The following is a 23,313-nucleotide window of genomic DNA, read 5'->3' on the forward strand; positions in this document are numbered from 1 at the left end:
CCCGGCTCAGCGCTGCTCGGCGCAGCGGTAGCCGACCTCGCCGACGGCCTCCACGAAACGGGGCCGGTCGCCGGTGTCCCCGAGCCGGTGGAGCAGGGCCTCGACGCACGCGTCGAGGCCCTGCCGGTCGTCGTCGTCGACCACCGTGGGGCCCGGCCGGTCGCCGCGCACCGAGAGCACCAGGTCGGCCTTGCCCCGCACCCGACGGCCGGTCGAGAGCAGGGTCGTGAGCAGGGTGCGCTCGTGCGCGCCGAGCTCGACCGGCCGCCCGTCGAGCTCGACCGCTCCGGTGGCGGTGTCGAGCACCAGGCCGTTGAGCTCCAGCGTCGCCGGCAGCAGGACCCCGGGCGGTGTGCGCGCGGCGAGGCCCGCCGCGTCGGCGACCAGCGCGTCGGCCTTGGCCCGCAGGTCGCGCGGGCGGAAGGGCTTGACCAGGTAGTCGTCGGCGCCGGCCTGCAGACCCGCCGCGGCGTCGCCGTCCTCGGCCATGGCCGAGATCATCACGACGTGGGTGCCGCTCAGCTCGCGCAGCCGGCGCGCCACCGCGAAGCCGTCGAGGCCCGGCATGTTGACGTCGAGGGTCGTCAGGAGCGGCGCGTGCGCGCGCACCGCGTCGATGCCCTCGAAGCCGTTGCCGGCGAGCACCGTGGTCAGGCCCGCCTGGGTGAGCACGATGTCGATGAGGTCGCGGACGTCGGGGTCGTCCTCGATGACCACCGCGACGGGGGCGGCGGCGGGGGGTCGCTCCGGCATGGCCGGGAGCCTAGGGCATGGTCGGGCCCCGCCCGCCGGGGGCGAAGCCGGCCGCGCGGTCGCCAGCCGGCCTCTAGGCTCGTGCGGTGACCTTCGTGCTGGCCAGTGCCTCCCCCGCCCGACTCGCCACGCTGCGCAGCGCCGGCCTCGATCCCGTGGTCGTGGTCAGCGGCGTCGACGAGTCGGTGCTCGACGGCCTGCCCGCTGCCGAGCTCGCCCTCGGACTCGCCCGCCTCAAGTGCGACGCCGTGGCCGAGCGGGCCGGGTCGACGGGCTCCGAGGTGCCCGCCGACGCCCTCGTGCTCGGCTGCGACTCGGTGCTCGAGCTCGACGGCCGGGCGCTCGGCAAGCCCCACTCCCCCGCCGAGGCCGTCGCGCGCTGGGAGGCCATGCGCGGGCGCACCGGGGTGCTGCGCACCGGTCACCACCTGCGCGACCTCGCCAGCGGGCGCTCGACCGGGGCGACCGCGTCGACGACCGTGCACTTCGCGCAGGTCAGCGACGCCGAGATCGCGGCCTACGTCGCGACCGGCGAGCCGCTGCACGTCGCGGGCGCCTTCACCGTCGACGGCCTGGGCGGCGCCTTCGTCACCGGCATCGAGGGCGACCACCACAACGTGGTGGGCGTCAGCCTGCCGCTCCTCCGCGAGCTGACGGCGGCGCTGGGTCGGTCGTGGACCGACCTGTGGGCGCGGCCGTGAGGGTCTCCTCGGCGGGGTAGATGTCGCCGAGCCCGATCGGGCGCCGGAAGACGAAGGTGCGGAAGAGGTAGAACCGCGCACCGACTCCGAGGGCCAGGCCGATGACGTTGGCCGCGACGTTGTCGGAGACCGGGTCGTCGAGGCCGAGCACGTCGCGGCTGACCACCAGGCACAGCACCGGCAGGGCCATGGTCGCCACGTTGATGACGACGAAGGCCGAGCGGCCCCCGTCGGCCTGGCGCGGCGGGCGGTCGCGGAAGGCCCAGCTCCGCGTGCCGCGGTAGCTGATGACCATGCCCACGGTGTTGGCGACGACGTAGGCCAGCACCGGCTGGTCGGGCAGCAGCGCGTGCTCGCCGGTGTTGAAGCCGTGGACCAGGAGATTGAACAGCACGAGCGCCACGACGGTGGCCAGGCCGCCGACGGCCAGGAACCTGCCGACCTCGGCGAGGACCCGCTCGCGACCCTCGCCCATGGGTCCAGGCTAGGCCACGACGACGTCGGGCCGGGGAGCGACGTGCTCCCCGGCCCGACGGCCGTACGGTTCCGGAGGGGTCCGGAAGGTCCGGAAGGTCCGGAAGGTCCGGAGGGTCCGGCCGGCCTCAGCCGGTGAAGAGCGCCGAGGCCTTGCGGACGGTCTCGACGATGCCGTAGGCCAGCGGGACGCCGACCAGGGCCCAGGCGACGACGATCCGGGCGCTCATGCGTTGCTCCTCTCGGTGGCACGGGCCGCGCGCGGCTCGTGGTACTTGCTGGCGACGGGGCGGACCATCGCGTTGGCCAGCAGGCCCACCGCGAGCAGGCCGACCATGATGAACAGCGCCGGGCGGTAGTCGCCGGCCACGAGCTCACCGGGGGTGCCCCGGCTGTCGAGCACCGAGTTGACGATGAGCGGCCCGGCGACACCGGCGGCCGACCAGGCGGTCAGCAGCCGGCCGTGGATGGCGCCGACCTGGTAGGTGCCGAAGAGGTCGCGCAGGTAGGCCGGGATCGTGGCGAAGCCGCCGCCGTAGAAGCTGATGATGACCGCGGCCAGCAGCACGAAGAGCGCGGTGGCGCTGCTGCCGACGGTGGCGAGCAGCACGTAGAGCACCAGGCCGAGGCCGAGGTAGACGAAGTAGATGCCCTTGCGCCCGATGACGTCGGAGGTCGAGGACCACACGAAGCGACCGGCCATGTTGAAGATCGACAGCAGGCCGACGAAGCCGCCGGCGGCCACGACCGAGACCGTGCTCGTCGCCCCGTCGCGGAAGAAGTCCTGGATCATCGGCGCGGCCTGCTCGAGGATGCCGATGCCGGCGGTCACGTTGCAGAACAGGATGGTCCACAGCAGCCAGAACTGCGGGGTCTTGATCGCGTTGGCCGCGGAGACCGAGTCGGTGGTGACGAGGCTCTTCTGCTTGACCGTCGAGGGGTCGAAGCCGTCGGGGCGCCAGTCGTCGGCCGGCACACGCATGGTGAAGGCGCCGAACATCATGAAGACCAGGTAGAGCGCGGCGAGCGTGAGGAAGAGCAGCACCAGGGCCTGGCCGTCGGCGAACGGGTTCTCGGTGGCGCTGAAGGAGGGGTCGTAGGCGGCGAGCAGCTCGCCGCTCAGCGGGCTGGCGATGAGCGCGCCGCCGCCGAAGCCCATGATCGCCATGCCGGTGGCCAGCCCGGGACGGTCGGGGAACCACTTGATGAGCGTCGAGACCGGCGAGATGTAGCCGATGCCGAGACCGATGCCGCCGATCACGCCGTAGCCGAGGTAGAAGACCCAGATGCTGCCGATCGCCATGCCCAGGGCGCCGACGAGGAAGCCGGTGACCCAGAAGCAGGCGGAGACGAACATGGCGGCGCGCGGACCGTTGCGGTCCACCCACGTGCCGAAGAGGGCGGCGGAGACGCCGAGCATCACGATCGCGATCGAGAACGAGACGCCCACGGCGGTGAGGCTGGAGTCGAAGTGCTCGACCAGGGCGCTCTTGTAGACGCTGGTGGCGTAGACCTGGCCGATGCAGAGGTGGACGGCCAAGGCGGCCGGGGGGATGAGCCAGCGGTTGAAGCCGGGCGGGGCCACGGTCTTCTCGCGGGCGAGGAACGACGGAACCACGGGGGATACCTCCGAGTCGGGAACCCGCTAGTTCTACTCCCCCGCCCGCGTGGCGTGGCTCACCCCCCTGGGGTGGCCCGCCCGTGGCGCCGGGTGTAGGGGGCCCGCCGCACGGGGCTCACTCCACCGGCAGGCCCAGGCCCCGCGCGATGAGCATCCGCTGCACCTCGGAGGTGCCCTCGCCGATCTCGAGCACCTTGGCGTCGCGGTAGAACCGCGCCACGGGGTACTCCTCCATGAAGCCGTAGCCACCGAAGACCTGTGTCGCGATGCGGGTCGCGGTGACCGCCGACTCGGTGGAGTAGAGCTTGGCCACCGCGGCCGCCTGCTTGAAGTCGCGGTACGGCGCGCCACCGTCCTTCATCGCCGCGGCGCGGTAGGTGAGCATCCGGCTGGCGTGCAGCATGACCTCGAGGTCGGCCAGCTGGAAGGCCACGCCCTGCTTGCGCCCGATGGGGCCGCCGAAGGTCTGGCGCTCCCCCGCGTAGGCCAGCGCCATGTCGAGGCAGGCCTGGATGCAGCCCACCGAGAGCGCGGAGATCGCCACGCGCCCGTCGTCGAGGGTGGCGAGGAACTGGGCGTAGCCCCTGCCGCGCTCGCCCAGCAGGTGGTCGGCCGGCACCCGCACGTCGTCGAAGGACAGCGGGTGGGTGTCGGAGGCGTGCCAGCCGAGCTTGTCGTAGGCCTTCTCGGCGGTGAAGCCCGGCGTGCCCGCGGGCACCATGATCGCGGAGATCTCGGGCCGGCCGTCCTCGCGCGTGCCGGTGCGGGCCGTGGCGGTGACCAGCGAGGTGATCGCGCTGCCGGAGTTGGTGATGAACTGCTTGGCGCCGTTGACCACCCACTCCTCCCCCGCCAGCTCCGCGCGGGTGGCGGTGGCGCCGGCGTCGGAGCCCGCACCGGGCTCGGTGAGGCCGAAACCGGCGAGCTGCTCCCCGGCGACCAGCGCGGGCAGCCAGCGCTCCTTCTGCTCCTGCGTGCCGTAGGTGAGGATCGGGTTGATGCCCAGGCCCACACCGGCCTGCAGGGTGATGCCCATCGACTGGTCGACGCGCCCGATCTCCTCGATCGCCACGCAGAGGCTGGTGAAGTCGCCGTCCTCGCCGGCCCCGCCGAACTCCTCGGGCGCGGTGAGGCCGAAGAGCCCCAGCTCGCCCATCTGCTGCACCACGTCGACCGGGAAGTGGTGCTCGCGGTCCCACTGCGCGGCGTGGGGGGCGATCTGGGCCTGCGCGAAGTCGCGCACGCTGCGGCGGAACTCCTCGTGCTCGCGGGAGAGCTCGAAGGCCGAGCCCTGGAGGCCGGCGGGGACGGAGGACGTGACGGCGGTCATGTCGTCCATGCTAGCCGCGCGGTTAGCGTCTGTTAACCACGTGGGCGGCCGCCCCCCGGACCGGGCGAAGGAGTCCGGAGGACAGACCTCGCCGACGCCGGCGCGGAGCGGGCGATAGCCTGCGCACGAGGTGCGGCCGGAGCCGCGCCGAGGACGACGCAGGCCCCCTGCGGAGCCCCACCCAGGACAGCCAGAACCCACCACCCCACCACAGACACCCAGGAGTGACAGGTGCCGGAGACCACGCCGCTGCAGAAGGTGCTCATCGCCAACCGGGGCGAGATCGCGGTCCGGGTCATCCGGGCCTGCAAGGACGCCGGCATCGGCAGCGTCGCCGTCTACGCCGAGCCCGACCGCGACGCCATCTTCGTGCGCATGGCCGACGAGGCCTACTCCCTCGAGGGCGCCACCCCGGCCGAGTCCTACCTCGACATCGCCAAGATCATCGCCGTGGCCCAGCGCTCCGGCGCCGACTCGGTCCACCCGGGCTACGGCTTCCTCGCCGAGAACGCCGACTTCGCGCAGGCCGTGCTCGACGCCGGGCTGATCTGGATCGGTCCCCCGCCGGCCGCCATCGAGGCCCTGGGCGACAAGGCCAAGGCCAAGCACATCGCCGACAAGGCCGAGGCGCCCCTGGCCCCCGGCACCAAGGACCCCGTGGCCGACGCCGACGAGGTCGTCGCCTTCGCCCGCGACAACGGCCTGCCCGTGGCCATCAAGGCCGTCTTCGGCGGTGGCGGCCGCGGCCTCAAGGTCGCCCGCACCCTGGAGGAGATCCCCGACGCCTACGAGTCGGCGGTGCGCGAGGCGGTCACCGCCTTCGGGCGCGGCGAGTGCCTGGTCGAGAAGTTCCTCGACAAGCCGCGCCACGTCGAGACCCAGTGCCTGGCCGACCAGCACGGCAACGTCGTGGTGGTCTCCACGCGCGACTGCTCCCTGCAGCGGCGCAACCAGAAGCTCGTGGAGGAGGCGCCCGCGCCCTTCCTGAGCCAGGAGCAGCTCGCCGAGCTCTACGAGTCCTCCAAGCGCATCCTGCGCGAGGCGGGCTACTACGGCGCAGGCACCTGCGAGTTCCTGGTCGCCCAGGACGGCACCATCTCCTTCCTCGAGGTCAACACCCGCCTCCAGGTCGAGCACTGCGTCTCCGAGGAGGTCACCGGCATCGACCTCGTGCGCGAGATGTTCCGCATCGCCGCCGGCGAGGAGCTCGGCTACGACGACCCCGAGATCCGCGGGCACTCCATCGAGTTCCGCATCAATGCCGAGGACGGCGGGCGCAACTTCATGCCCGCGCCCGGCACCCTCACCGCCTGGGCGCCGCCCAGCGGACCTGGCGTGCGCGTCGACGGCGGCTACGAGTCGGGCCAGACCGTCCCCGGCTCCTTCGACTCCCTCATCGCCAAGCTCGTCGTCACGGGCCGCGACCGCACCCAGGCCCTCGAGCGCTCGCGCCGCGCGCTGGAGGAGTTCGTGGTCGACGGCATGCCGACCGTCATCCCGTTCCACCGTGCCGTGGTCTCCGACCCGGCTTACGTCGGCGCCTCCACCCCCACCGGCGAGGGCTCCTTCGAGGTCTACACCCAGTGGATCGAGACCGAGTTCGACAACCGGATCGAGCCCTACTCCGGTGAGGCCGGCGAGGCGGCCGAGGAGGCCGAGCGCCAGAAGGTCGTCGTCGAGGTCGGCGGCAAGCGCCTCGAGGTCGTCCTGCCCGGCGGGCTCGGCGGCGTCGCCGCGGCCGCCGGCGGCGGGGGCAAGGCCAAGCCGAAGCGGGCGGGCGGCAAGAAGGCCGGCGCGGCCGCCAGCGGCGACGCCGTCACCAGCCCGATGCAGGGCACCGTGGTCAAGGTCGTGGTCGCCGAGGGCCAGGAGGTCGCCGAGGGCGACACCGTCGTGGTCATCGAGGCGATGAAGATGGAGCAGCCGCTGAAGGCCCACAAGGCCGGCACCGTGACCGGCCTGCAGGCCGAGGTCGGCGCCACCGTCACCAACGGCGCCGTGATCTGCGAGCTCAAGGACTGAGCCGGCGGGCGCCGAGGGGGTCGGTCGGTAGCGTCGGACCCGTGCCCCACGAGCCCGACCTGCAGCCCGACCCGCAGCCCGACCCGCATCCCGAGCTGCGAGCTCCTTCGCAGCGGGTCAGCCCCCGCGCCCGCACGATGTGGACCGTCGAGACCCTCCTCGAGGGGCTCGTCTCCGCCGCCCTCGTGGTGGTCGTCGTGGCCCTGGTCGACGCGGTCGACGTCACCTGGTGGGGCGTGGCCCTGCTGGGAGCCGCGGTCGCGGCGTACGCCCTGGTCGTGCCGCGGTGGCGCTGGGCGGTGCACCGGTGGGAGGTCACCGACACCGCGGTCTACACCCAGGTCGGGTGGTGGAGCCTGGAGCAACGGGTCGCGCCGCTCTCGCGGATCCAGACCGTCGACCACGTCGTCGGCCCGGTCGAGCGGGCCTTCGGCCTGGCCACCGTCACCGTCACGACGGCCTCGGCGGCCGGGGCGCTGCGGGTCTCCGGCCTCGAGCGCGACCGTGCCCGTCGCCTCGTCGACGAGCTGACGCTGCGCGCCGAGGCCGCCGGCGGCGACGCGACGTGAGCGAGGCGGAGCCGGAGCCGGTGCCCGAGCCGGTGGTGGGGCCGGTGGTGGGGCCGGTGGTGGAGCCGGTGGTGGCGGAGTCCGAGTGGCAGCGCCTCGACCCCCGGATGCTGCTGGTGCACCCGGTGAAGGAGGTCGTGCGCTTCCTGCCGGTGCTCGTCGGCGTGTGGTTCGCCGGCAGTGCGGCGGGCTCGTCGTGGCAGCTGCTCGGGGTGGCGGTGCCCGTGGCCCTGGGGGTGCTGCGCTACCTCACGACCAGCTTCCGCGTCGCCCACGACCGCGTCGAGCTGCGTCGCGGCCTTCTCGAGCGCCACGTGCTCTCCACCCCCGTCGACCGGGTGCGCACGGTCGACCTCACCGCCTCCCCCGTGCACCGCGTGCTGGGCCTGACCACGATGCGCGTCGGCACCGGCACGGCCTCCAGCGACGACGACGAGCAGCTCGACCTCGACGGGCTGCCCGTGGAGCGGGCCCGCCGGCTGCGCGACGAGCTGCTGCGCGCGGCCCCCTCCGCGCCGGGCGCCGAGGGGGACCTCGACGCCGAGGGCCGGTCGCGGCCCCCGGCGCCCGCGGCGCCGCCCGTGCTCGTGCTCGACGCCGCCTGGGCCCGCTACGCCCCGCTCACCAGCGCGGGGCTCGTGCTCGCCGCCGCCGTCGTCGGCGGTGGGCTGCAGCTCCTGCAGGTCCTCGGCGGGCTCGACCGCATCGACGTCGACGGCGTGGCCCGCGACGTCGCCACCGCACCGCTGCTGGCCCTCGCGGCCGTCGCCGTGGGCCTCGGCCTCGTGGTCGTCGCCGGGCTCGCCGTCGTGGCCTACCTGGTGTCCTACTGGGGCTTCTCGCTACGGCGGTCGGGAGCCAGCTGGCACCTGGTGCGCGGCCTGCTCACCACCCGGGAGACCAGCCTCGACGACGCGCGCCTGCACGGCGTCACCCTGACCGAGCCGGTCGGGCTCCGCCTGGCCGGCGGCGCCGGGCTCAGCGCGATCGTCACCGGGCTGCGGGGCGAGGGCGGCGCGGCCAGCGCCCTGCTCACCCCGCCCGCGCCGTACGCCGTGGTCGCCGCGACGGCCGCGGCCGTGGTGGGCGACGCCGAGCCGGTCACGGGGCCGCTGGTGCCGCACGGTCCGCAGGCGACGCGTCGTGCGTGGGTGCGCGCCTGCGCGCCGGCGCTCGTGCTCGCGGGCCTGGTGGTGGCGGTGGTGCTCGCCGACCTCCCGGGCACGTCGTCGTGGCTGCTGCCGCTCGTGCCCGTGCTGCTCGTGGGCGGGGCCCTGCTGGGCCGCGACCGCGCCCGCTCGCTGGGCCACGCGCTCACCGCGCGCCACCTCGTGGCGCGCCGCGGCAGCGTGGTGCGGCGCCGCGACGTGCTCGCCCGCGAGGCGGTCATCGGGTGGACGCTGCGGGCCACGTGGCTCCAGCGGCGCGCCGGCCTGTGCTCGCTGGTCGCGACGACCGCGGGTGGGCGGCAGTCGGTGGTGGTGGCCGACGTGCCGCGCGCCCTCGCCGTCCGGCTCGCCGCCTCCGCCCGGCCCGGGCTGCTGGCCCAGTTCCTCCTGGTGGACGAGTCACACGGCTGACACACCGACGTCGGTACCCTCCGGGCATGTTCTCCAAGGTGCTGGTGGCCAACCGCGGCGAGATCGCGATCCGGGCGTTCCGTGCGGCGTACGAGCTCGGGGCCGAGACCGTCGCGGTGTTCCCCTACGAGGACCGGGGCTCGGAGCACCGGCTCAAGGCCGACGAGGCCTACGAGATCGGCGAGCGCGGCCACCCCGTGCGCACCTACCTCGACCCCGACGCGATCGTGGCCGCGGCGGTCCAGGCCGGCGCCGACGCGGTCTACCCCGGCTACGGCTTCCTCTCGGAGAACCCCGCCCTCGCCGAAGCCTGCGCCAACGCCGGGATCACCTTCATCGGGCCCACCGCCGACGTCCTCGAGCTGACCGGCAACAAGGCCCGTGCCATCGCCGCCGCGAAGGCGGCGGGCGTGCCCGTCCTGGCCAGCGTCGAGCCCTCGACCGACGTCGACGCCCTCGTCGAGGCCGCCCAGGAGCTGCCCTTCCCGCTCTTCGTCAAGGCCGTGGCGGGTGGCGGCGGGCGCGGCATGCGCCGCGTCGACGACCCGGCCAGGCTGCGCGAGGCCGTCGAGACCTGCATGCGCGAGGGCGAGGCCGCCTTCGGCGACCCCACCGTCTTCGTCGAGCAGGCCGTGGTGGAGCCGCGCCACATCGAGGTGCAGATCCTCGCCGACGGCCAGGGCGGCGTCATGCACCTCTTCGAGCGCGACTGCTCGGTGCAGCGACGTCACCAGAAGGTCGTGGAGATCGCCCCGGCGCCCAACCTCGACCCGGAGCTGCGCGATCGCATGTGCGCCGACGCGGTGCGCTTCGCCCGCGAGATCGGCTACCGCAACGCCGGCACCGTCGAGTTCCTCCTCGACCCCGACGGCAACTACGTCTTCATCGAGATGAACCCCCGCATCCAGGTCGAGCACACCGTGACCGAGGAGGTCACCGACGTCGACCTCGTGCAGTCGCAGATGCGCATCGCCTCCGGGGAGAGCCTCGCCGACCTCGGGCTGTCGCAGGAGACCGTGCAGCTGCGCGGCGCCGCGCTGCAGTGCCGCATCACCACCGAGAGCCCCGCCAACGACTTCCGGCCCGACACCGGCACCATCACCACCTACCGCTCCCCCGGCGGCGCCGGTGTGCGCGTCGACGGCGGCACGACCTACTCCGGCGCCGAGGTCAGCGCCCACTTCGACTCGATGCTGGCCAAGCTCACCTGCCGCGGTCGCGACTTCCCCACCGCGGTGGCCCGCGCGCGCCGCGCCGTCGCGGAGTTCCGCATCCGCGGTGTCGCCACCAACATCGCCTTCCTTCAGGCGCTGCTCGACGACCCCGACTTCGCCGCGGGCCGGGTGACCACGTCGTTCATCGAGACCCACCCGCAGCTGCTCACCGCACGCGCCTCCGGCGACCGCGGCACCAAGCTGCTGGCCTACCTCGCCGACGTCACCGTCAACAAGCCCCACGGCGAGGCCCCCGTGACCCTCGACCCCCGCACCAAGCTGCCGCGGGTCGACCTGTCGGTGCCCGCCCCCGACGGCACCCGCCAGCAGCTGCTGGCGCTGGGGCCCGACGCCTTCGCCCGCGACCTGCGCGAGCGCACCGGGGTGGCCGTCACCGACACCACCTTCCGCGACGCCCACCAGTCGCTGCTGGCGACCCGGGTGCGCACCAAGGACCTCCTCGCCGTCGCGGGCCACGTCGCCCGCACCACCCCCCAGCTGTGGTCGCTGGAGGCCTGGGGCGGCGCGACCTACGACGTGTCGCTGCGCTTCCTCGCCGAGGACCCCTGGGAGCGCCTGGCCCAGCTGCGCCAGGCCGTGCCCAACATCTGCCTGCAGATGCTGCTGCGCGGGCGCAACACCGTCGGCTACACCCCCTACCCCACCGCGGTGACCCACGCCTTCGTCGAGGAGGCCGCCGCCACCGGCATCGACGTCTTCCGGATCTTCGACGCCCTCAACGACGTCGAGCAGATGCGCCCGGCCATCGAAGCCGTGCGCGCCACCGGCACCACGGTGGCCGAGGTCGCGCTGTGCTACACCGGCGACCTCTCCGACCCCGCCGAGGACCTCTACACCCTCGACTACTACCTGCGCCTGGCCGAGCAGATCGTCGACGCCGGCGCCCACGTGCTGGCCATCAAGGACATGGCAGGACTGCTGCGCGCCCCCGCGGCCCGCACGCTGGTGACCGCGCTGCGCGAGCGCTTCGACCTGCCGGTGCACCTGCACACCCACGACACCCCGGGCGGGCAGCTGGCGACCCTGCTGGCCGCCATCGACGCCGGGGTCGACGCGGTCGACGCCGCGACCGCCGCGATGGCGGGCACGACCTCGCAGCCGCCGATCTCGGCGCTGGTCGCCGGCACCGACTTCTCGGCGCGCGAGACCGGCCTCGACCTCGCGGCGGTCAACGCGCTCGAGCCGTACTGGGAGGCCACGCGCCGCGTCTACGCCCCCTTCGAGTCGGGCCTGCCGGCGCCCACCGGGCGGGTCTACCGCCACGAGATCCCCGGCGGCCAGCTCTCCAACCTGCGCCAGCAGGCGATCGCGCTCGGCCTGGGCGAGAAGTTCGAGCAGATCGAGGACATGTACGCCGCGGCCAACGACATCCTGGGCCGGGTCGTGAAGGTGACGCCGTCCTCCAAGGTGGTCGGCGACCTCGCGCTCCACCTGGTCGCCGCGGGCGCCGACCCCGAGGAGTTCGCGGCCGACCCGGCCTCCTTCGACATCCCCGGCTCGGTCATCGGCTTCCTGCACGGCGAGCTCGGCGACCCGCCCGGCGGCTGGCCCGAGCCGTTCCGCACCAGGGCGCTGGAGGGTCGCTCCTACCAGGCGCCGGCCGAGGAGCTCACCGACGAGCAGGCCGCGGGGCTGGGCCTCGACGGCGAGGTCAGCCAGCGCACCCGCCGCGACACCCTCAACGAGCTGCTCTTCGCCGGCCCGACCAAGGAGTTCCGCGAGTCGCGCTCGACCTACGGCGACCTCTCGGTGCTGTCCACCCTGGACTTCCTCTACGGGCTGCGCCGCGGCGAGGAGCACACCGTGGAGATCGCGGAGGGCAAGAAGCTCATCCTCGGCGTCCAGGCGATCGGCGAGCCCGACGAGCGCGGCATCCGCACGGTGATGTGCACCATCAACGGCCAGATGCGCCCGATCCCGGTGCGCGACCGCTCGGTCTCGGCCGACGCCGCGGCCGTGGAGAAGGCCGACCCGGCGAAGCCGGGCCAGGTCGCGGCCCCCTTCCAGGGCGTCGTGAGCGTCGTCGTGGCCGAGGGCGACCGCGTCGCCGCGGGCGACACCGTGGCCACCATCGAGGCCATGAAGATGGAGGCGGCCATCACCGCCCCCGTCGACGGCACGGTGGAGCGGGTGGCGCTGTCGGGCACCCAGGCCGTCGAGGGCGGTGACCTGGTCGTCGTGCTGGCCTAGGGTCGGGCGATGACCCACGTCGTCCTCTTCCACCACGCCCTCGGGCAGACGCCCGGCTTCCACGCCTTCGCCGACCGGCTGCGCGCAGCCGGTCACGAGGTCACCGCCCCCGACCTCTACGCCGGGGCGACCTTCACCGACCTCGACGAGGGCGTGGCCCACGCCCGCGCGACCGGCTTCGACGTCGTGCGTCAGCGCGGCCTGGACGCCGCCGCCGACCTGCCCGACGACGTGGTGTGGGCCGGGATGTCCCTGGGGCTGATGCCGGCGCAGACCCTGGCCCAGACCCGGCCCGGCGCCCGCGGGGCGCTGCTCCTGCACGGCAGCGTGCCGCCGGAGGCGCTCGGGTCGCCCTGGCCGAGCGGGCTGCCGGCGCAGGTGCACGTCATGGAGCACGACGACTGGGGCGACGTCGACGACTGCCGCGCCCTGGCCGCCGCGCAGGACGAGGTCGAGCTCTTCCTCTACCCCGGCGCGGGCCACCTCTTCACCGACGCCTCCTCGGTCGACCACGACCCCGCCGCGAGCGACCTGCTCCTCGAGCGGGTCCTGGCCTTCCTCCAGCGGGTCGGCTAGCCCCCGGGCGTCGCGGGCGCCGGCGTGGTGATGACGTCGACGCCCGTCATGCCGCCGGCACCCGCCGTGTAGGCGTGCGGCCGGTCGGCCGCCCACTCCGCGGTGGCGCCCGCGGCGAGCTCCAGGGGGGCGTCGTCGCCCGGCTCCACCCGGCACGAGCCGGTCAGCACCACCAGGCGCTCGCGGGTGCCCGGGGCGTGGGCCGGCGAGCGGCGACGACCGCCGGGCGGCATGCGCAGCAGCCAGACCTCCACCGTGCGGTCGGCCTCGGCGAGCAGGTGCAGCCGCACGGTCTCCAGACCCGGGTCGGCCACCGCGACCCCGTCGCGGTCCTCGACGAGGGCGGCCAGCGGCACACCGAGCGGGCCCGCGAGGGCGTAGAGCGTGTCGAGGGTCGGGTTGCGGCGCCCCGTCTCGAGCTCCGAGAGCGAGCCCTTGCCCACGCCGGCGGCCTCGGCCAGCGCGGCCAGCGACAGCCCGCGCGCGCGGCGTACGGCGCGCACCCGCGCACCGGCCTCGGCGCCCGGGCGGTGGACCTCGTCCGCCACGGGCGGCTCCCTCCGACTAGGGTTCTGTATACGGAACCCTAGCGCGGCGAGGAGGCCCCCGGTGCCGACCACGACCGACGACGCCCCGGAGGCGCCCGCCCACGGCAGCCCCGTGCTGGCCGGCGTGGTGGTCGCCCTCGTCGGCTTCTCCAGCTCCTTCGCGGTCGTGCTGGCCGGGCTGGTGGCCGTCGGCGCCTCGCCCACCCAGGCCGCCTCCGGGCTGCTGACGCTCTGCGTCACGCAGGCGCTGGGCATGCTCTGGCTCAGCCTGCGTCACCGCATCCCGCTCACCCTGGCCTGGTCGACCCCGGGCGCGGCGCTGCTGGCCACGACCGGCGGTGCCGTGGGCGGCTGGCCCGCGGCGGTGGGCGCGTTCGTCGCCACCGGCGCGCTCGTGCTGCTCACCGCGGCGTGGCCGCGGCTGGGTGACCTGGTCGCCCGGGTGCCGCCCGCGCTCGCCCGGGCGATGCTCGCCGGGGTGCTGCTGCCGCTGTGCCTGGCGCCGGTGACGGCGCTCGCCACCGACCCGTGGGCGGTGGCGCCGGTCGTCGTGGTGTGGCTGGTCCTGCTGCGCGCGGCCCGCCGGTGGGCCGCGCCCGCGGCGCTGGGCGCCGCGCTGGTCGTCGCCGTGGTCGACGTGACCGCCGGCGACGGCGCCCGGCTCGCCGCGGGCGACCTGCTGCCGCGTCTCGACCTCACCGCTCCGACGTGGACGCTGCCGGCCCTGGTGGGCCTGGCGCTGCCGCTCTACGTCGTCACGATGGCCTCGCAGAACCTCCCCGGGGTGGCGGTCATGAGCGCCGAGGGCTACGCCGTGCCGTGGCGCGAGTCGATGGCGGTCACGGGGGTGGCCACCGTGGTCGGCGCCCCGGCCGGCGCCCACACGGTCAACCTGGCCGCGATCACCGCGGCCCTGGCGGCCGGCCCCGAGGCCGGCCCCGACCGCGAGCGCCGCTGGGTCGCCGCCGTCACCGCGGCGGTGGCCTACCTCGCGCTGGCAGTGGCCAGCGCCGCCCTGGCCTCGCTGGTGGCCGCCTCCTCCAGCGCGGTGGTGCCGGCCGCGGCCGGTCTGGCGCTGCTGGGCACGTTCGCCGCCTCGGCCAGCGACGCCCTGGGCGCGAGCGAGGAGCGCGAGGCCGCGGCCGTCACCTTCCTCGTCGCCGCCTCCGGCGTGGTCGTGCTCGGCGTGGGGGCGGCGTTCTGGGCGCTGCTGGCCGGGCTCGGGGTGCGCGCGGCGCTGCGCGCGGGCCCCCGGGCGGTCACGACACCGCGACGGTGAACCAGGTCGAGCGCAGGCCCAGCGCGGAGCGGAACCCGTCGCCGCTCACCGTGACCGAGCCCCGCGTGCCGCTCAGCACGAGGGTCGTGACGCGACCGCCCCACTCGCCGTTGCCGTCGCGGGCGGTGACCCGCACGCCCCGCAGGTCGCCGACCGCGGGCCAGCGCCGCTCCAGGGTCTCGTCGGCCAGCCGCACCGACCAGTCGTGCACGGGGTTGCCGGCCCAGTCGTCGTACGGGTCGGCCCGGGCCACCAGGTAGGGCACCGAGCCGGCCGAGGTCCATCCCCCGCTGCTCGAGGAGAACTGCGTGAAGGCGGGCGACCCGTCGGCGAGCAGCACCTGGCCGGCGGTGTCGGCGATCGCGGCGTCGGAGGCGGGGTGCTCGGAGCCGACCCCGCCGTAGACCTGGGAGGCCGTGGTGTCGTAGACGTCGAAGTGGCCCCCGCGGGGGTGGAGCCGCTCGTAGGCGGCGTAGGTGCGGGCCGCCACCGCCTGGGCCCGCACGGCGGCCGGCGACCAGCTCGCCGGCACCTCGCGCGGCACCACGCCGCGCAGGTAGGCCTCCAGGCGCAGGTCGTTGACGGTGTCGCGGGCGGCCGAGCCCGGGGTCACGGTGGCGGCACGCAGCCGACCGCGGTACTGCTGGTCCCCGCCGGGCGTCACCAGGGTGAGCGGCTGACCGCCCGCGGCGAGCTCCCCGTCGCCCTCGAGCTCGCGCCAGCGCCGCCAGCGGTCGGTGCGGAAGGAGACCCGGGTGGCCCCGGTGGCGGCCTGCTGCACCCGCCACAGCGAGGCGCCCTTGTCGGGCAGCAGGGTCAGCTCACCGGTCGCGGTGTCACGCAGCGTCAGCCCCGGCCGGGCGCGCACGACGAGGTCGTCGGTGGTGTCGGCGCCGACGAGCACGTCGATGCGTCCGGCGCGCCGGCCCCAGGTCAGGTCGGGGTAGTAGAAGTCGAGGATCTCGCGGTGGTCCAGGCCCTGGCGGGCCGCGCCCTCCGCGCCGTACTGCGACATGCCGTGACCGTGACCGTAGCCGTGGCCGGTGAGGGTCAGCACGGCGTCGGGCGGCACGGTCCAGGTGTCGGCGGCCGACGCGGCCGACGCGGCCGACGCGGACGGCGTCGCCGCGAGCGGGGCGAGCAGGGGCACGGCGACGGCGGCGAGCAGCAGGGCGACGCGCGCACGACCGCGGGGGCGGCGGGACAGCATGACCCGATGGCACCACACGACCCACCGGCCCCGCGGGGCTCTTCGCGAACTACGCCGGGGTAGTTCGCGGGAGGGGGCTCAGACGAGCCAGAACCAGTCCGAGCGCAGCCCGAAGAACGAGCGGAACCGGTCACCGCTCACGGTGCTGGAGGCATCGGTGCCGCTCACGCGCACCTCGACGACGCGACCGCCGCGCGGGCCGTCTCCGTCGCGGCGGGTGACCTCCACGCCGGTGAGCTCTCCGATCTGCGGCAGCGCCCCCTCGAGCGCCTCGTCGCTGATCCGCACCGTGCCCTCGGGCCACGGCACGTAGGGGTTGCCGCGCCACGGGTCGTAGGGGTCCTTCTTCGCCCGCAGGTAGCCGAAGGATCCGGCCCGGGTCCAGCCGCCGTTGCTGGCCGAGAACTGCGCGAAGATCGGCTTCCCGTCCTTCGTGCGCACCTGGCGCGCGGTGGCCCGGATCGCCGCGTCGGCCCGCGGGTGCTCGGCGGAGAAGCCGCCGTAGACCTGGCAGGCGGCGGTGTCGCACAGCTGGTAGTGCCGCGAGCCCGGTGCGGCGGCGCGCTCGAAGGCGGCGTAGGTGCGGGCGGCGACGGCCTGGGCGCGGATCGCGTCGGGGTCCCAGGTCGAGGCGATCACCTCGGCCGGCACCACGCCCCGCAGGTAGGACTCCAGCGGGACGACGTTGACGGTGTCGCGGCCCGACCCGGAGGCCGCCGAGCGCAGCGCGCCGCGGTAGTCCACGGCGCCCGCGGGCGTGTGCAGCCGCACCGGCGCTCCCCCGGCCGCGAACTGCGCCTGCCCCGGCAGCACCCGCCACCGCTTCCAGGGGCCGCCGGAGGTCTGCGACGAGACCAGGCTGTCACCGTCGGCGGCGGCGGTGATCCGCCACCGGCTCGCCTCGGGGCGGGCCTCGGCGAGCCGCCAGGTGCGCGCGGAGCCCGCCGACCCGGTCGCGGTCAGGGCCCGACGCGCGCTCACGACGACGTCGTCGCTGGTGTCGGCCGAGAGCAGCACCCTGACGTCGCCGCCGACCGTGCCCCGGCCGGTGCCGGGGTAGTAGAAGCGCAGGATCCGCTGGGCCCCGAGGCCCTGGCGTGCGGCACCCTCGGCGCCCCACTGCGACAGGCCGATGCCGTGGCCGTAGCCGCGCCCGGCCAGGTCGACGCCACCGATCGGGGCCCTCCGCTCCCCCTCCTCGGCGGCCGCACCGCGCGTCGGCAGGGCGACCGACATCAGTGCCACCGACAGCAGGGCGGCCGACAGCAGGGAGCCGGCGCCGCTCAGGCGGCGCGCGGGGTGGGCACGGGCGGGGCGGGGGTGGCGCACAGGGACTCCCGGGGGGTGGAGGCAGGCAGGACGCGCCCGATCCTCACAGGAGGACCGGACGCGTCTCAAGCCCGCTCGGTGCCGTGCGGGGTGGTGCGGTCAGCCGTTGTAGGACGGCTGCGACTGGGCGTTGAAGGTGCCCATGCGCACCTTCTTGGCCTTGTTCACGCGCGGGTCGTCGATGGCGAAGACCTCGAGGCCGCGGGTGATGTCGCTGGAGTAGATGTGGCCGTTGTACCAGTACGTCGACCAGGAGCCACCGAGCACGAGCTCGGTGTCGGAGATGGCTCCGCGGTCGAAGTGGGCGATCTCGACCGGCTTGCGGGAGTTGGTGAAGTCGAAGACCGAGAAGCCGCCCTGGTACCACGCCTGCACCATGATGTCGCGGCCCTCCACCGGGATCAGCGAGCCGTTGTGGGCCACGCAGTTCTCGGTGAGCGCCTGGGTGCGCGGGATCTTGTAGTAGCTGCGGAACTCCAGGTCGCGACGCACGATGTCGTAGATGCCGTTGGCGCCCCGCTTGGGGCCGGTGCCGGGGTTGCAGGTCGGCGCACCGCCGCCGCCGAGCTCGTCGGTGAAGACGACCTTGGTGCCGGCGTTGTTGAAGGTGGCGCTGTGCCAGAAGGCGAAGTTGCGCTCGTCGCGGACCCGGTCGATGACGCGGGGCTCGGCGCGCTTGCTGATGTCCATCAGGATGCCGTCGCCCATGCAGGCCCCCGCGGCGAGGTCCTTCTGCGGGTAGGCGGTGATGTCGTGGCAGCCGCTCGTGGCGCTGTTGCCGCCGGGCACGCCGCTGCCGGGGTTGCCGCCGCCGGGGAACAGCCTCGGCGTGCGGAGCAGCTCCGCACCGGCGGGGTCGGCCACGGGCACGGTGACGATGCTGATGCGGTCGTGCGGGGTCTGGCAGTCGGGGAAGGCGTCGTTGGGTCCGTAGGAGGACACGTAGACGAACAGCCGCTCCCCCGACTTCGACGGCGCGAGGGTGTGGGTGTGCGAGCCGCAGTCGGTCTCCACCGACGCGACGTACTCCGGGGCGGCGGGGTCGGAGATGTCGAAGACCCGCAGACCCTCCCACGACGACTCCTCCTCGGCCGACTGCGAGACGCTGCTGCACGAGTCGTCGCTGCGGCTGGAGTCGACGCTCAGCACGAGGACGTCGCGGTAGACCGAGACGTCGCCCTGACCGCCGGGGCACTCGACCTGGGCCACGCGCTTCGGCTCGGTGGGTCGGGAGATGTCGAAGACCGCGAAGCCGTTGTAGTTGCCGTCGTAGGCGTACTTGCCCTGGAAGGCCAGGTCGCTGCCGACGCCGCCGTTCTCCGGCGTGAAGGAGCCGACCAGCGGCTTGCGGGCGATCTGTCGCACGTTGCTGCTCTTGTCGACCTCGCCCTGGTCGGCGGTGGCCTCGTAGGAGTCGAGACCGGCGAGCGCCTGGCCGGGCAGCGCGCAGGCGTCGTCGAAGTTGTCGCCGGCGGCGCGCAGGTCCGCGCGCTCGGCGGGGGTGCAGGTCGGGTCGGTGCGCTCGGCGGAGGCCGAGCCGGCGCCGGTGATCGTGAGGCCGGCGACCGCGCCGGCGCCGAGGGCCAGCGAGAGCAGCGCGAGCCCGGCGCGGGTGCGGCGGGGGGTGGGTGGTGTCACGGGGGGTGGGCCCTTCGTCCGAGTGTCGAATCCCTCCGCGGGTGCCGCGGAGGGGTGGGTCAGGAGAATCTTGGCCGCTGTGGCCCGATCGCGCCACCCTGTGATGTGCTGGATCCATGACTCGGGTCGTTGTCCTGCACCGTACGTCGATCGCCGCGGCCGCCGCCGTGCTCGCGCTGGGCCTCGCGGGGTGCAGCTCCGACGACGGCGCCGCGGACACGCCGCAGGGGGGCGCGTCCGACGCCCCCGCGGGCTCCCCCGCCGCCGAGCTGCCCGCCGGGGTCGACGCCGACGACGCGTCGTTCCTGACCCAGATGGTGCCCCACCACGCGCAGGCGCTGACGCTGGTCGACCTGGCGCAGACCCGGGCTGCGAGCCCGGCCGTGCTCGCGGCGGCCGACCGCATCGCGGCGGGCCAGGGCCCCGAGATCCTCGAGATGGCGGCGTGGCTCGACGCCCGCGGCCTCCCGGTGCCCGACGAGTCCGACCTGGCGGAGATGACCGAGGCGGTGTCGGGCGACCCCGCGGCGGGGCACGAGGGTCACGACATGGAGGGCATGGAGGGCATGGGGGCCATGCCCGGGATGCTCGGCTCCGACGACCTCGACGCCCTGGCCGCGGCCGAGGGCGTCGACTTCGACCGGCTCTTCCTCACCGACATGATCCGCCACCACGAGGGCGCGGTCACGATGGCCGAGGCGGTGCTCGCCGACGGCTCCGACCAGCGCGTCAACGAGATCGCCACCGAGATCTCCGCGGGCCAGACCGCGGAGATCGAGCGGCTCGAGGTCCTGCTCGACCGGCTCTGAGGCCGGCCGCTCCCGGTCGGACGCGGCCCGGACACGGGTCGGGCGCGGGTCAGACGCGGTGCAGCCGGCGGGCGGCCTCCGCGATCGACCCGCTCATCGAGGGGTAGACGGTGAAGGTGGCCGCGAGCTGGTCGGCGGTGATCGACTCCGCCACGGCCAGCGACACCGGGTGGATCAGCTCGCTGGCCCGAGGACCGACCACCACGCCGCCGACGACGATGCCGGTGCCGGGACGGCAGAAGAGCTTGACGAACCCGTCGCGCACGCCCTGCATCTTGGCCCGCGGGTTGCCCGAGAGAGGCAGCATGACGACCTCGGCGGTGATCTCCCCGTTGTCGACGGCCTGCTGCGACCAGCCGACCGTGGCGATCTCGGGGGCGGTGAAGACGTTGGAGGCGACCTTCTTGAGGTCCAGGGGCGCGACGGCGTCACCGAGGAAGTGGTACATCGCGATCCGGCCCTGCATGGCCGCCACCGACGCGAGCATCAGCACACCGGTGCAGTCGCCGGCGGCGTAGACCCCGCGGGCGGTGGTGCGCGAGACGCGGTCGACGCCGACGAAGCCGCCGTCCTTGAGCCGCACGCCGGCGTCCTCGAGACCGAGGTCGGTGGTGTTGGGCACCGAGCCGAGCGCGAGGATGCAGTGCGAGCCCTGCACGCTGCGGCCGTCGGTGAGCGTCACGGTCACGACGTCGCCGTCGCGCGTCACCGACTCCATCCGCGAGCGGGAGAGCACCTTCATGCCGCGGCGCTTGGAGACCTCCTCGAGCACGGCCGAGGCGTCGGCGTCCTCGCCGGGCAGCACGCGGTCGCGCGAGGAGACGAGGGTGACGGGGATCCCGAGGGCGAGGTAGGCCGACGCGAACTCGGCCCCGGTCACGCCCGAGCCGACCACGATCAGCTCGGTCGGCACCTCGGTGAGGTCGTAGACCTGCTCCCAGGTGAGGATCCGCTCTCCGTCGGGCTGGGCGCTGGGCAGCGTGCGGGGCGAGGCGCCGGTCGCGATGAGCACGGCGCCGGCCTCGAGGGTCTGCTCGGAGCCGTCGGGGCCGGTCACCACGACGCGCTCGGGACCGTCGAGGCGGCCGCGGCCGCGCACCACCGTGACGTTCTCGCGGTCGAGGCGGCGGCCGATGTCGACCGACTGCTCGGCGGCGAGGGCCTTGACCCGGGTGTTGACCCGGGCCAGGTCCACGCTGAGCGTCGTGGCCGCGTCGCCCTCCACGTCGTGGAAGTTGACCCCGAGCTCGGCGGCGCCGGCGACCTCGGTCATCAGCTCGGAGGTGGCGATGAGGGTCTTGCTCGGCACGCAGTCGGTGATGACCGCCGACCCGCCGAGACCGTCGGTGTCGACCACGGTCACCTCGGCCCCGAGCTGGCTGGCGACCAGCGCGGACTCGTAGCCCCCGGGACCACCGCCGATGATGACGACCTTGTCGACTGTCCGGTCGGGCATGGCTGTGCTCCTCGCGCTGGCGGGCTCGGTCAGAAGTTGATCATGTGGCCGGCGATGCCGTGCACGGCTTCCTTCACCGACTCACCCAGCGTCGGGTGGGCGAAGACGTTGCGGGCCACCTCGTCGGCGGTGAGGTCCCACTGCTGGGCCAGGGTCAGCACCGGCAGCAGCTCGGTCACGTCGGGGCCGATGAGGTGGGCACCGATGATCTCGTTGTGCTCGGCGTCGGCGACGACCTTCACGAAGCCGACCGCGTCGCCGAGACCCTGCGCCTTGCCGTTGGCCGAGAAGGGGAACGTGGAGGTCTTGACGTCGTAGCCCTTGTCCTTGGCCTGCTGCTCGGAGTAGCCGAACGAGGCCACCTGCGGCTGGCAGTAGGTCGCCCGCGGGATCATGTCGAAGTCGATCTCCATGGTCTCCGCGCCGGCGATGGTCTCGGCGGCCACGATGCCCATGGCCTCCGCGGCGTGGGCCAGCATCATCTTGCCGGTGACGTCGCCGATGGCGTAGACGTGCTCGACGTTGGTGCGACCCCGCCCGTCGACGGCGATCGCTCCCCGCTCGGTGAGCTCCACACCGGCCGCCTCGAGGCCGTAGCCCTCGACGCGCGGGGCGAAGCCGATGGCCTGCATGACCTTGTCGGCCTTGAGGACCTCCTGCTGGCCGTCCTTCGACACCGTCACCGAGACCTGGTCGCCGGAGTCCTCGATGGACTCGACCTTGGTCGACAGGCGCACGTCGACGCCGAGCTTCTTGTAGTGCTTGAGCAGCTCCTTGGACACGTCGGCGTCCTCGGTGGGCACCATGCGGTCGAGGAACTCCACGATGGTCACCTCGACGCCGAAGTTCTTCAGCACGTAGGCGAACTCCACGCCGATCGCGCCGGAGCCGGCGATGATGATGGAGCCGGGCAGCTGGTCGGTGAGGATCTGCTCCTCGTAGGTCACGACCCGCTCGCTGAGAGAGGTGCCCGGGATGAGCCGGGTCTTGGCACCCGCGGCGACGATGAGGTCGGTGCAGGTGTAGGAGGTGACGTTGCCGTCCTTGTCCTTGACCTCGACGCCCTGACCACCGTCGACCGCGCCGGTGAGGGTGCCCCAGCCGTCGATCTCGGTGATCTTGTTCTTCTTCATCAGGAAGTGGACGCCCTTGACGATGCCGCCGGAGACCTGACGGCTGCGCTTGTGGGTGGGCCCGAAGGCCATGGTGGCGTCGCCCTCGATGCCGTACTTGGCCTTCTCGTGGGTCAGCACGTGGGCGAGCTCGGCGTTCTTGAGCAGGGCCTTGGAGGGGATGCACCCGACGTTGAGGCAGACACCGCCCCAGTACTTCTCCTCCACCACGGCGACCTTCTTGCCGAGCTGGGCCGCGCGGATCGCGGCGACGTAGCCGCCGGGACCGGCGCCGAGGACGAGGACATCGAAGTGCGTGCTCACGGGCTCCACCCTAGGGCTCGCGCGCAGGTCGGCCCAAGGCGGGCGGGCACCCGGCACTACTCTTCGTCACGTGACGCTCTACGCCGCCTACGGGAGCAACCTCGATCCCGCCCGCATGGGCGAGCGCTGCCCCCACTCGCCGCTGCGCACGACCGGCTGGCTGGAGGGCTGGCGGCTGACCTTCGGTGGCGAGGAACACGGCTGGGACGGCGCCCTGCCCACCATCGTCCAGGACCCCTTCGAGCAGGTCTTCGTCGCCGTCTACGACGTCACCCGCGAGGACGAGAGCAGCCTCGACGGCTGGGAGCAGGCCGACACCGGCCTCTACCGCAAGACCCGGGTGCGGGTCTCCACGCTCACCGGCGAGCAGGTCACGTGGGCCTACGTCCTCGACGCCTACGAGGGCGGCCTGCCCTCCGCCTCCTACCTCGGCGTGCTGGCCGACGCCGCCGAGGCCGCCGACGCCCCTGCCGACTACGTCGCCGCCCTGCGCCGACGCCCCTGCCGCTCCTCCGGCCTGTAGCTCCCGGCCCCCGGCTCGCGACGGGTCGCGGCAC

The 23,313-nt window shown here is 74.2% G+C and carries 19 protein-coding genes; 9 read left to right on the forward strand and 10 right to left on the reverse strand.

Annotated elements, in window-relative coordinates:
• Nucleotides 1-6: 6 nt before the first annotated feature.
• A complete protein-coding gene (locus tag M3673_RS11540) occupies nucleotides 7-753 on the reverse strand; it encodes a response regulator transcription factor (RefSeq protein ID WP_056863909.1) in 747 nt (248 codons plus the stop codon).
• Between the two features lie 86 nt (nucleotides 754-839).
• Here M3673_RS11540 and M3673_RS11545 point away from each other — a divergent pair, with 86 nt between their 5' ends.
• Nucleotides 840-1,454, forward strand: coding sequence for a nucleoside triphosphate pyrophosphatase (locus tag M3673_RS11545; protein ID WP_251533786.1), 615 nt, complete (start codon nucleotides 840-842; stop codon nucleotides 1,452-1,454).
• Here the strand turns inward: M3673_RS11545 and M3673_RS11550 are convergent.
• The 3 genes from M3673_RS11550 to M3673_RS11560 all read right to left on the reverse strand — a co-directional run bounded on the left by M3673_RS11550 (nucleotide 1,381) and on the right by M3673_RS11560 (nucleotide 4,879).
• On the reverse strand, nucleotides 1,381-1,929 hold the full coding sequence (locus M3673_RS11550) for a GtrA family protein (RefSeq protein WP_056863906.1): 549 nt from the start codon (nucleotides 1,927-1,929) through the stop codon (nucleotides 1,381-1,383). The genes M3673_RS11545 and M3673_RS11550 overlap by 74 nt on opposite strands.
• Before the next feature lie 225 nt (nucleotides 1,930-2,154).
• Complete coding sequence (locus tag M3673_RS11555) at nucleotides 2,155-3,546, reverse strand: OFA family MFS transporter (RefSeq protein ID WP_251533787.1); 1,392 nt, start codon at nucleotides 3,544-3,546, stop codon at nucleotides 2,155-2,157.
• Between the two features lie 118 nt (nucleotides 3,547-3,664).
• Nucleotides 3,665-4,879 carry an acyl-CoA dehydrogenase family protein gene (locus M3673_RS11560; protein ID WP_193661249.1) on the reverse strand — a complete coding sequence of 405 codons (1,215 nt, stop codon included), beginning with the start codon at nucleotides 4,877-4,879 and terminating at the stop codon, nucleotides 3,665-3,667.
• A gap of 231 nt (nucleotides 4,880-5,110) precedes the next feature.
• Between M3673_RS11560 and M3673_RS11565 the strand changes: the two genes are divergently transcribed.
• The 5 genes from M3673_RS11565 to M3673_RS11585 are packed head-to-tail and all read left to right on the forward strand — an operon-like array spanning nucleotide 5,111 to nucleotide 13,051.
• Nucleotides 5,111-6,901 (forward strand): biotin carboxylase N-terminal domain-containing protein, encoded by a 1,791-nt coding sequence (locus tag M3673_RS11565; protein ID WP_193661250.1) that lies wholly within the window; start codon nucleotides 5,111-5,113, stop codon nucleotides 6,899-6,901.
• Nucleotides 6,902-6,942: 41 nt separating this feature from the next.
• On the forward strand, nucleotides 6,943-7,470 hold the full coding sequence (locus M3673_RS11570; protein WP_251533788.1) for a PH domain-containing protein: 528 nt from the start codon (nucleotides 6,943-6,945) through the stop codon (nucleotides 7,468-7,470).
• Nucleotides 7,467-9,050, forward strand: coding sequence for a PH domain-containing protein (locus M3673_RS11575; protein ID WP_251533790.1), 1,584 nt, complete (start codon nucleotides 7,467-7,469; stop codon nucleotides 9,048-9,050). Before M3673_RS11570 ends, M3673_RS11575 begins: the two co-directional genes overlap by 4 nt.
• 26 nt (nucleotides 9,051-9,076) lie before the next feature.
• Entirely contained in the window at nucleotides 9,077-12,475 is a 3,399-nt protein-coding gene (locus tag M3673_RS11580; RefSeq protein WP_193661252.1) for a pyruvate carboxylase, read from the forward strand.
• Nucleotides 12,476-12,484: 9 nt separating this feature from the next.
• On the forward strand, nucleotides 12,485-13,051 hold the full coding sequence (locus M3673_RS11585) for a dienelactone hydrolase family protein (protein ID WP_251533792.1): 567 nt from the start codon (nucleotides 12,485-12,487) through the stop codon (nucleotides 13,049-13,051).
• Here M3673_RS11585 and M3673_RS11590 read toward each other — a convergent pair.
• Entirely contained in the window at nucleotides 13,048-13,599 is a 552-nt protein-coding gene (locus M3673_RS11590) for a helix-turn-helix transcriptional regulator (protein ID WP_251533794.1), read from the reverse strand. The genes M3673_RS11585 and M3673_RS11590 overlap by 4 nt on opposite strands.
• A 61-nt stretch (nucleotides 13,600-13,660) precedes the next feature.
• Here M3673_RS11590 and M3673_RS11595 point away from each other — a divergent pair, with 61 nt between their 5' ends.
• Nucleotides 13,661-14,878 carry a benzoate/H(+) symporter BenE family transporter gene (locus M3673_RS11595; RefSeq protein WP_251533800.1) on the forward strand — a complete coding sequence of 406 codons (1,218 nt, stop codon included), beginning with the start codon at nucleotides 13,661-13,663 and terminating at the stop codon, nucleotides 14,876-14,878.
• Here the strand turns inward: M3673_RS11595 and M3673_RS11600 are convergent.
• The 3 genes from M3673_RS11600 to M3673_RS11610 all read right to left on the reverse strand — a co-directional run bounded on the left by M3673_RS11600 (nucleotide 14,859) and on the right by M3673_RS11610 (nucleotide 19,055).
• A complete protein-coding gene (locus tag M3673_RS11600; RefSeq protein ID WP_251533807.1) occupies nucleotides 14,859-16,088 on the reverse strand; it encodes a SpoIID/LytB domain-containing protein in 1,230 nt (409 codons plus the stop codon). The two genes, M3673_RS11595 and M3673_RS11600, sit on opposite strands and share 20 nt — an antisense overlap.
• Nucleotides 16,089-16,166: 78 nt before the next feature.
• Entirely contained in the window at nucleotides 16,167-17,417 is a 1,251-nt protein-coding gene (locus tag M3673_RS11605) for a SpoIID/LytB domain-containing protein (RefSeq protein WP_251533812.1), read from the reverse strand.
• Nucleotides 17,418-17,516: 99 nt separating this feature from the next.
• Nucleotides 17,517-19,055: a hypothetical protein gene (locus M3673_RS11610; RefSeq protein ID WP_251533813.1), complete on the reverse strand. Its 1,539-nt coding sequence runs from the start codon at nucleotides 19,053-19,055 to the stop codon at nucleotides 17,517-17,519.
• A 116-nt stretch (nucleotides 19,056-19,171) separates the two neighbouring features.
• Between M3673_RS11610 and M3673_RS11615 the strand changes: the two genes are divergently transcribed.
• Nucleotides 19,172-19,864: a DUF305 domain-containing protein gene (locus M3673_RS11615; protein ID WP_251533814.1), complete on the forward strand. Its 693-nt coding sequence runs from the start codon at nucleotides 19,172-19,174 to the stop codon at nucleotides 19,862-19,864.
• Between the two features lie 49 nt (nucleotides 19,865-19,913).
• Here M3673_RS11615 and M3673_RS11620 read toward each other — a convergent pair whose 3' ends face one another.
• Together M3673_RS11620 and lpdA are read right to left on the reverse strand one after the other, a co-directional pair.
• Nucleotides 19,914-21,320, reverse strand: a complete 1,407-nt coding sequence (locus M3673_RS11620; RefSeq protein ID WP_193661259.1) for an NAD(P)H-quinone dehydrogenase — start codon at nucleotides 21,318-21,320, stop codon at nucleotides 19,914-19,916.
• Between the two features lie 29 nt (nucleotides 21,321-21,349).
• A complete protein-coding gene (lpdA, locus tag M3673_RS11625; RefSeq protein ID WP_251533815.1) occupies nucleotides 21,350-22,756 on the reverse strand; it encodes a dihydrolipoyl dehydrogenase in 1,407 nt (468 codons plus the stop codon).
• Between the two features lie 70 nt (nucleotides 22,757-22,826).
• On the opposite strand from lpdA, the gene M3673_RS11630 reads away from it, so the two are divergent.
• Nucleotides 22,827-23,279, forward strand: a complete 453-nt coding sequence (locus tag M3673_RS11630) for a gamma-glutamylcyclotransferase (protein WP_056863892.1) — start codon at nucleotides 22,827-22,829, stop codon at nucleotides 23,277-23,279.
• The last annotated feature ends 34 nt before the right edge of the window (nucleotides 23,280-23,313 follow it).

Source organism: Nocardioides sp. P86, from assembly GCF_023712465.1.
GTDB classification, from domain to species: domain Bacteria; phylum Actinomycetota; class Actinomycetes; order Propionibacteriales; family Nocardioidaceae; genus Nocardioides; species Nocardioides kribbensis.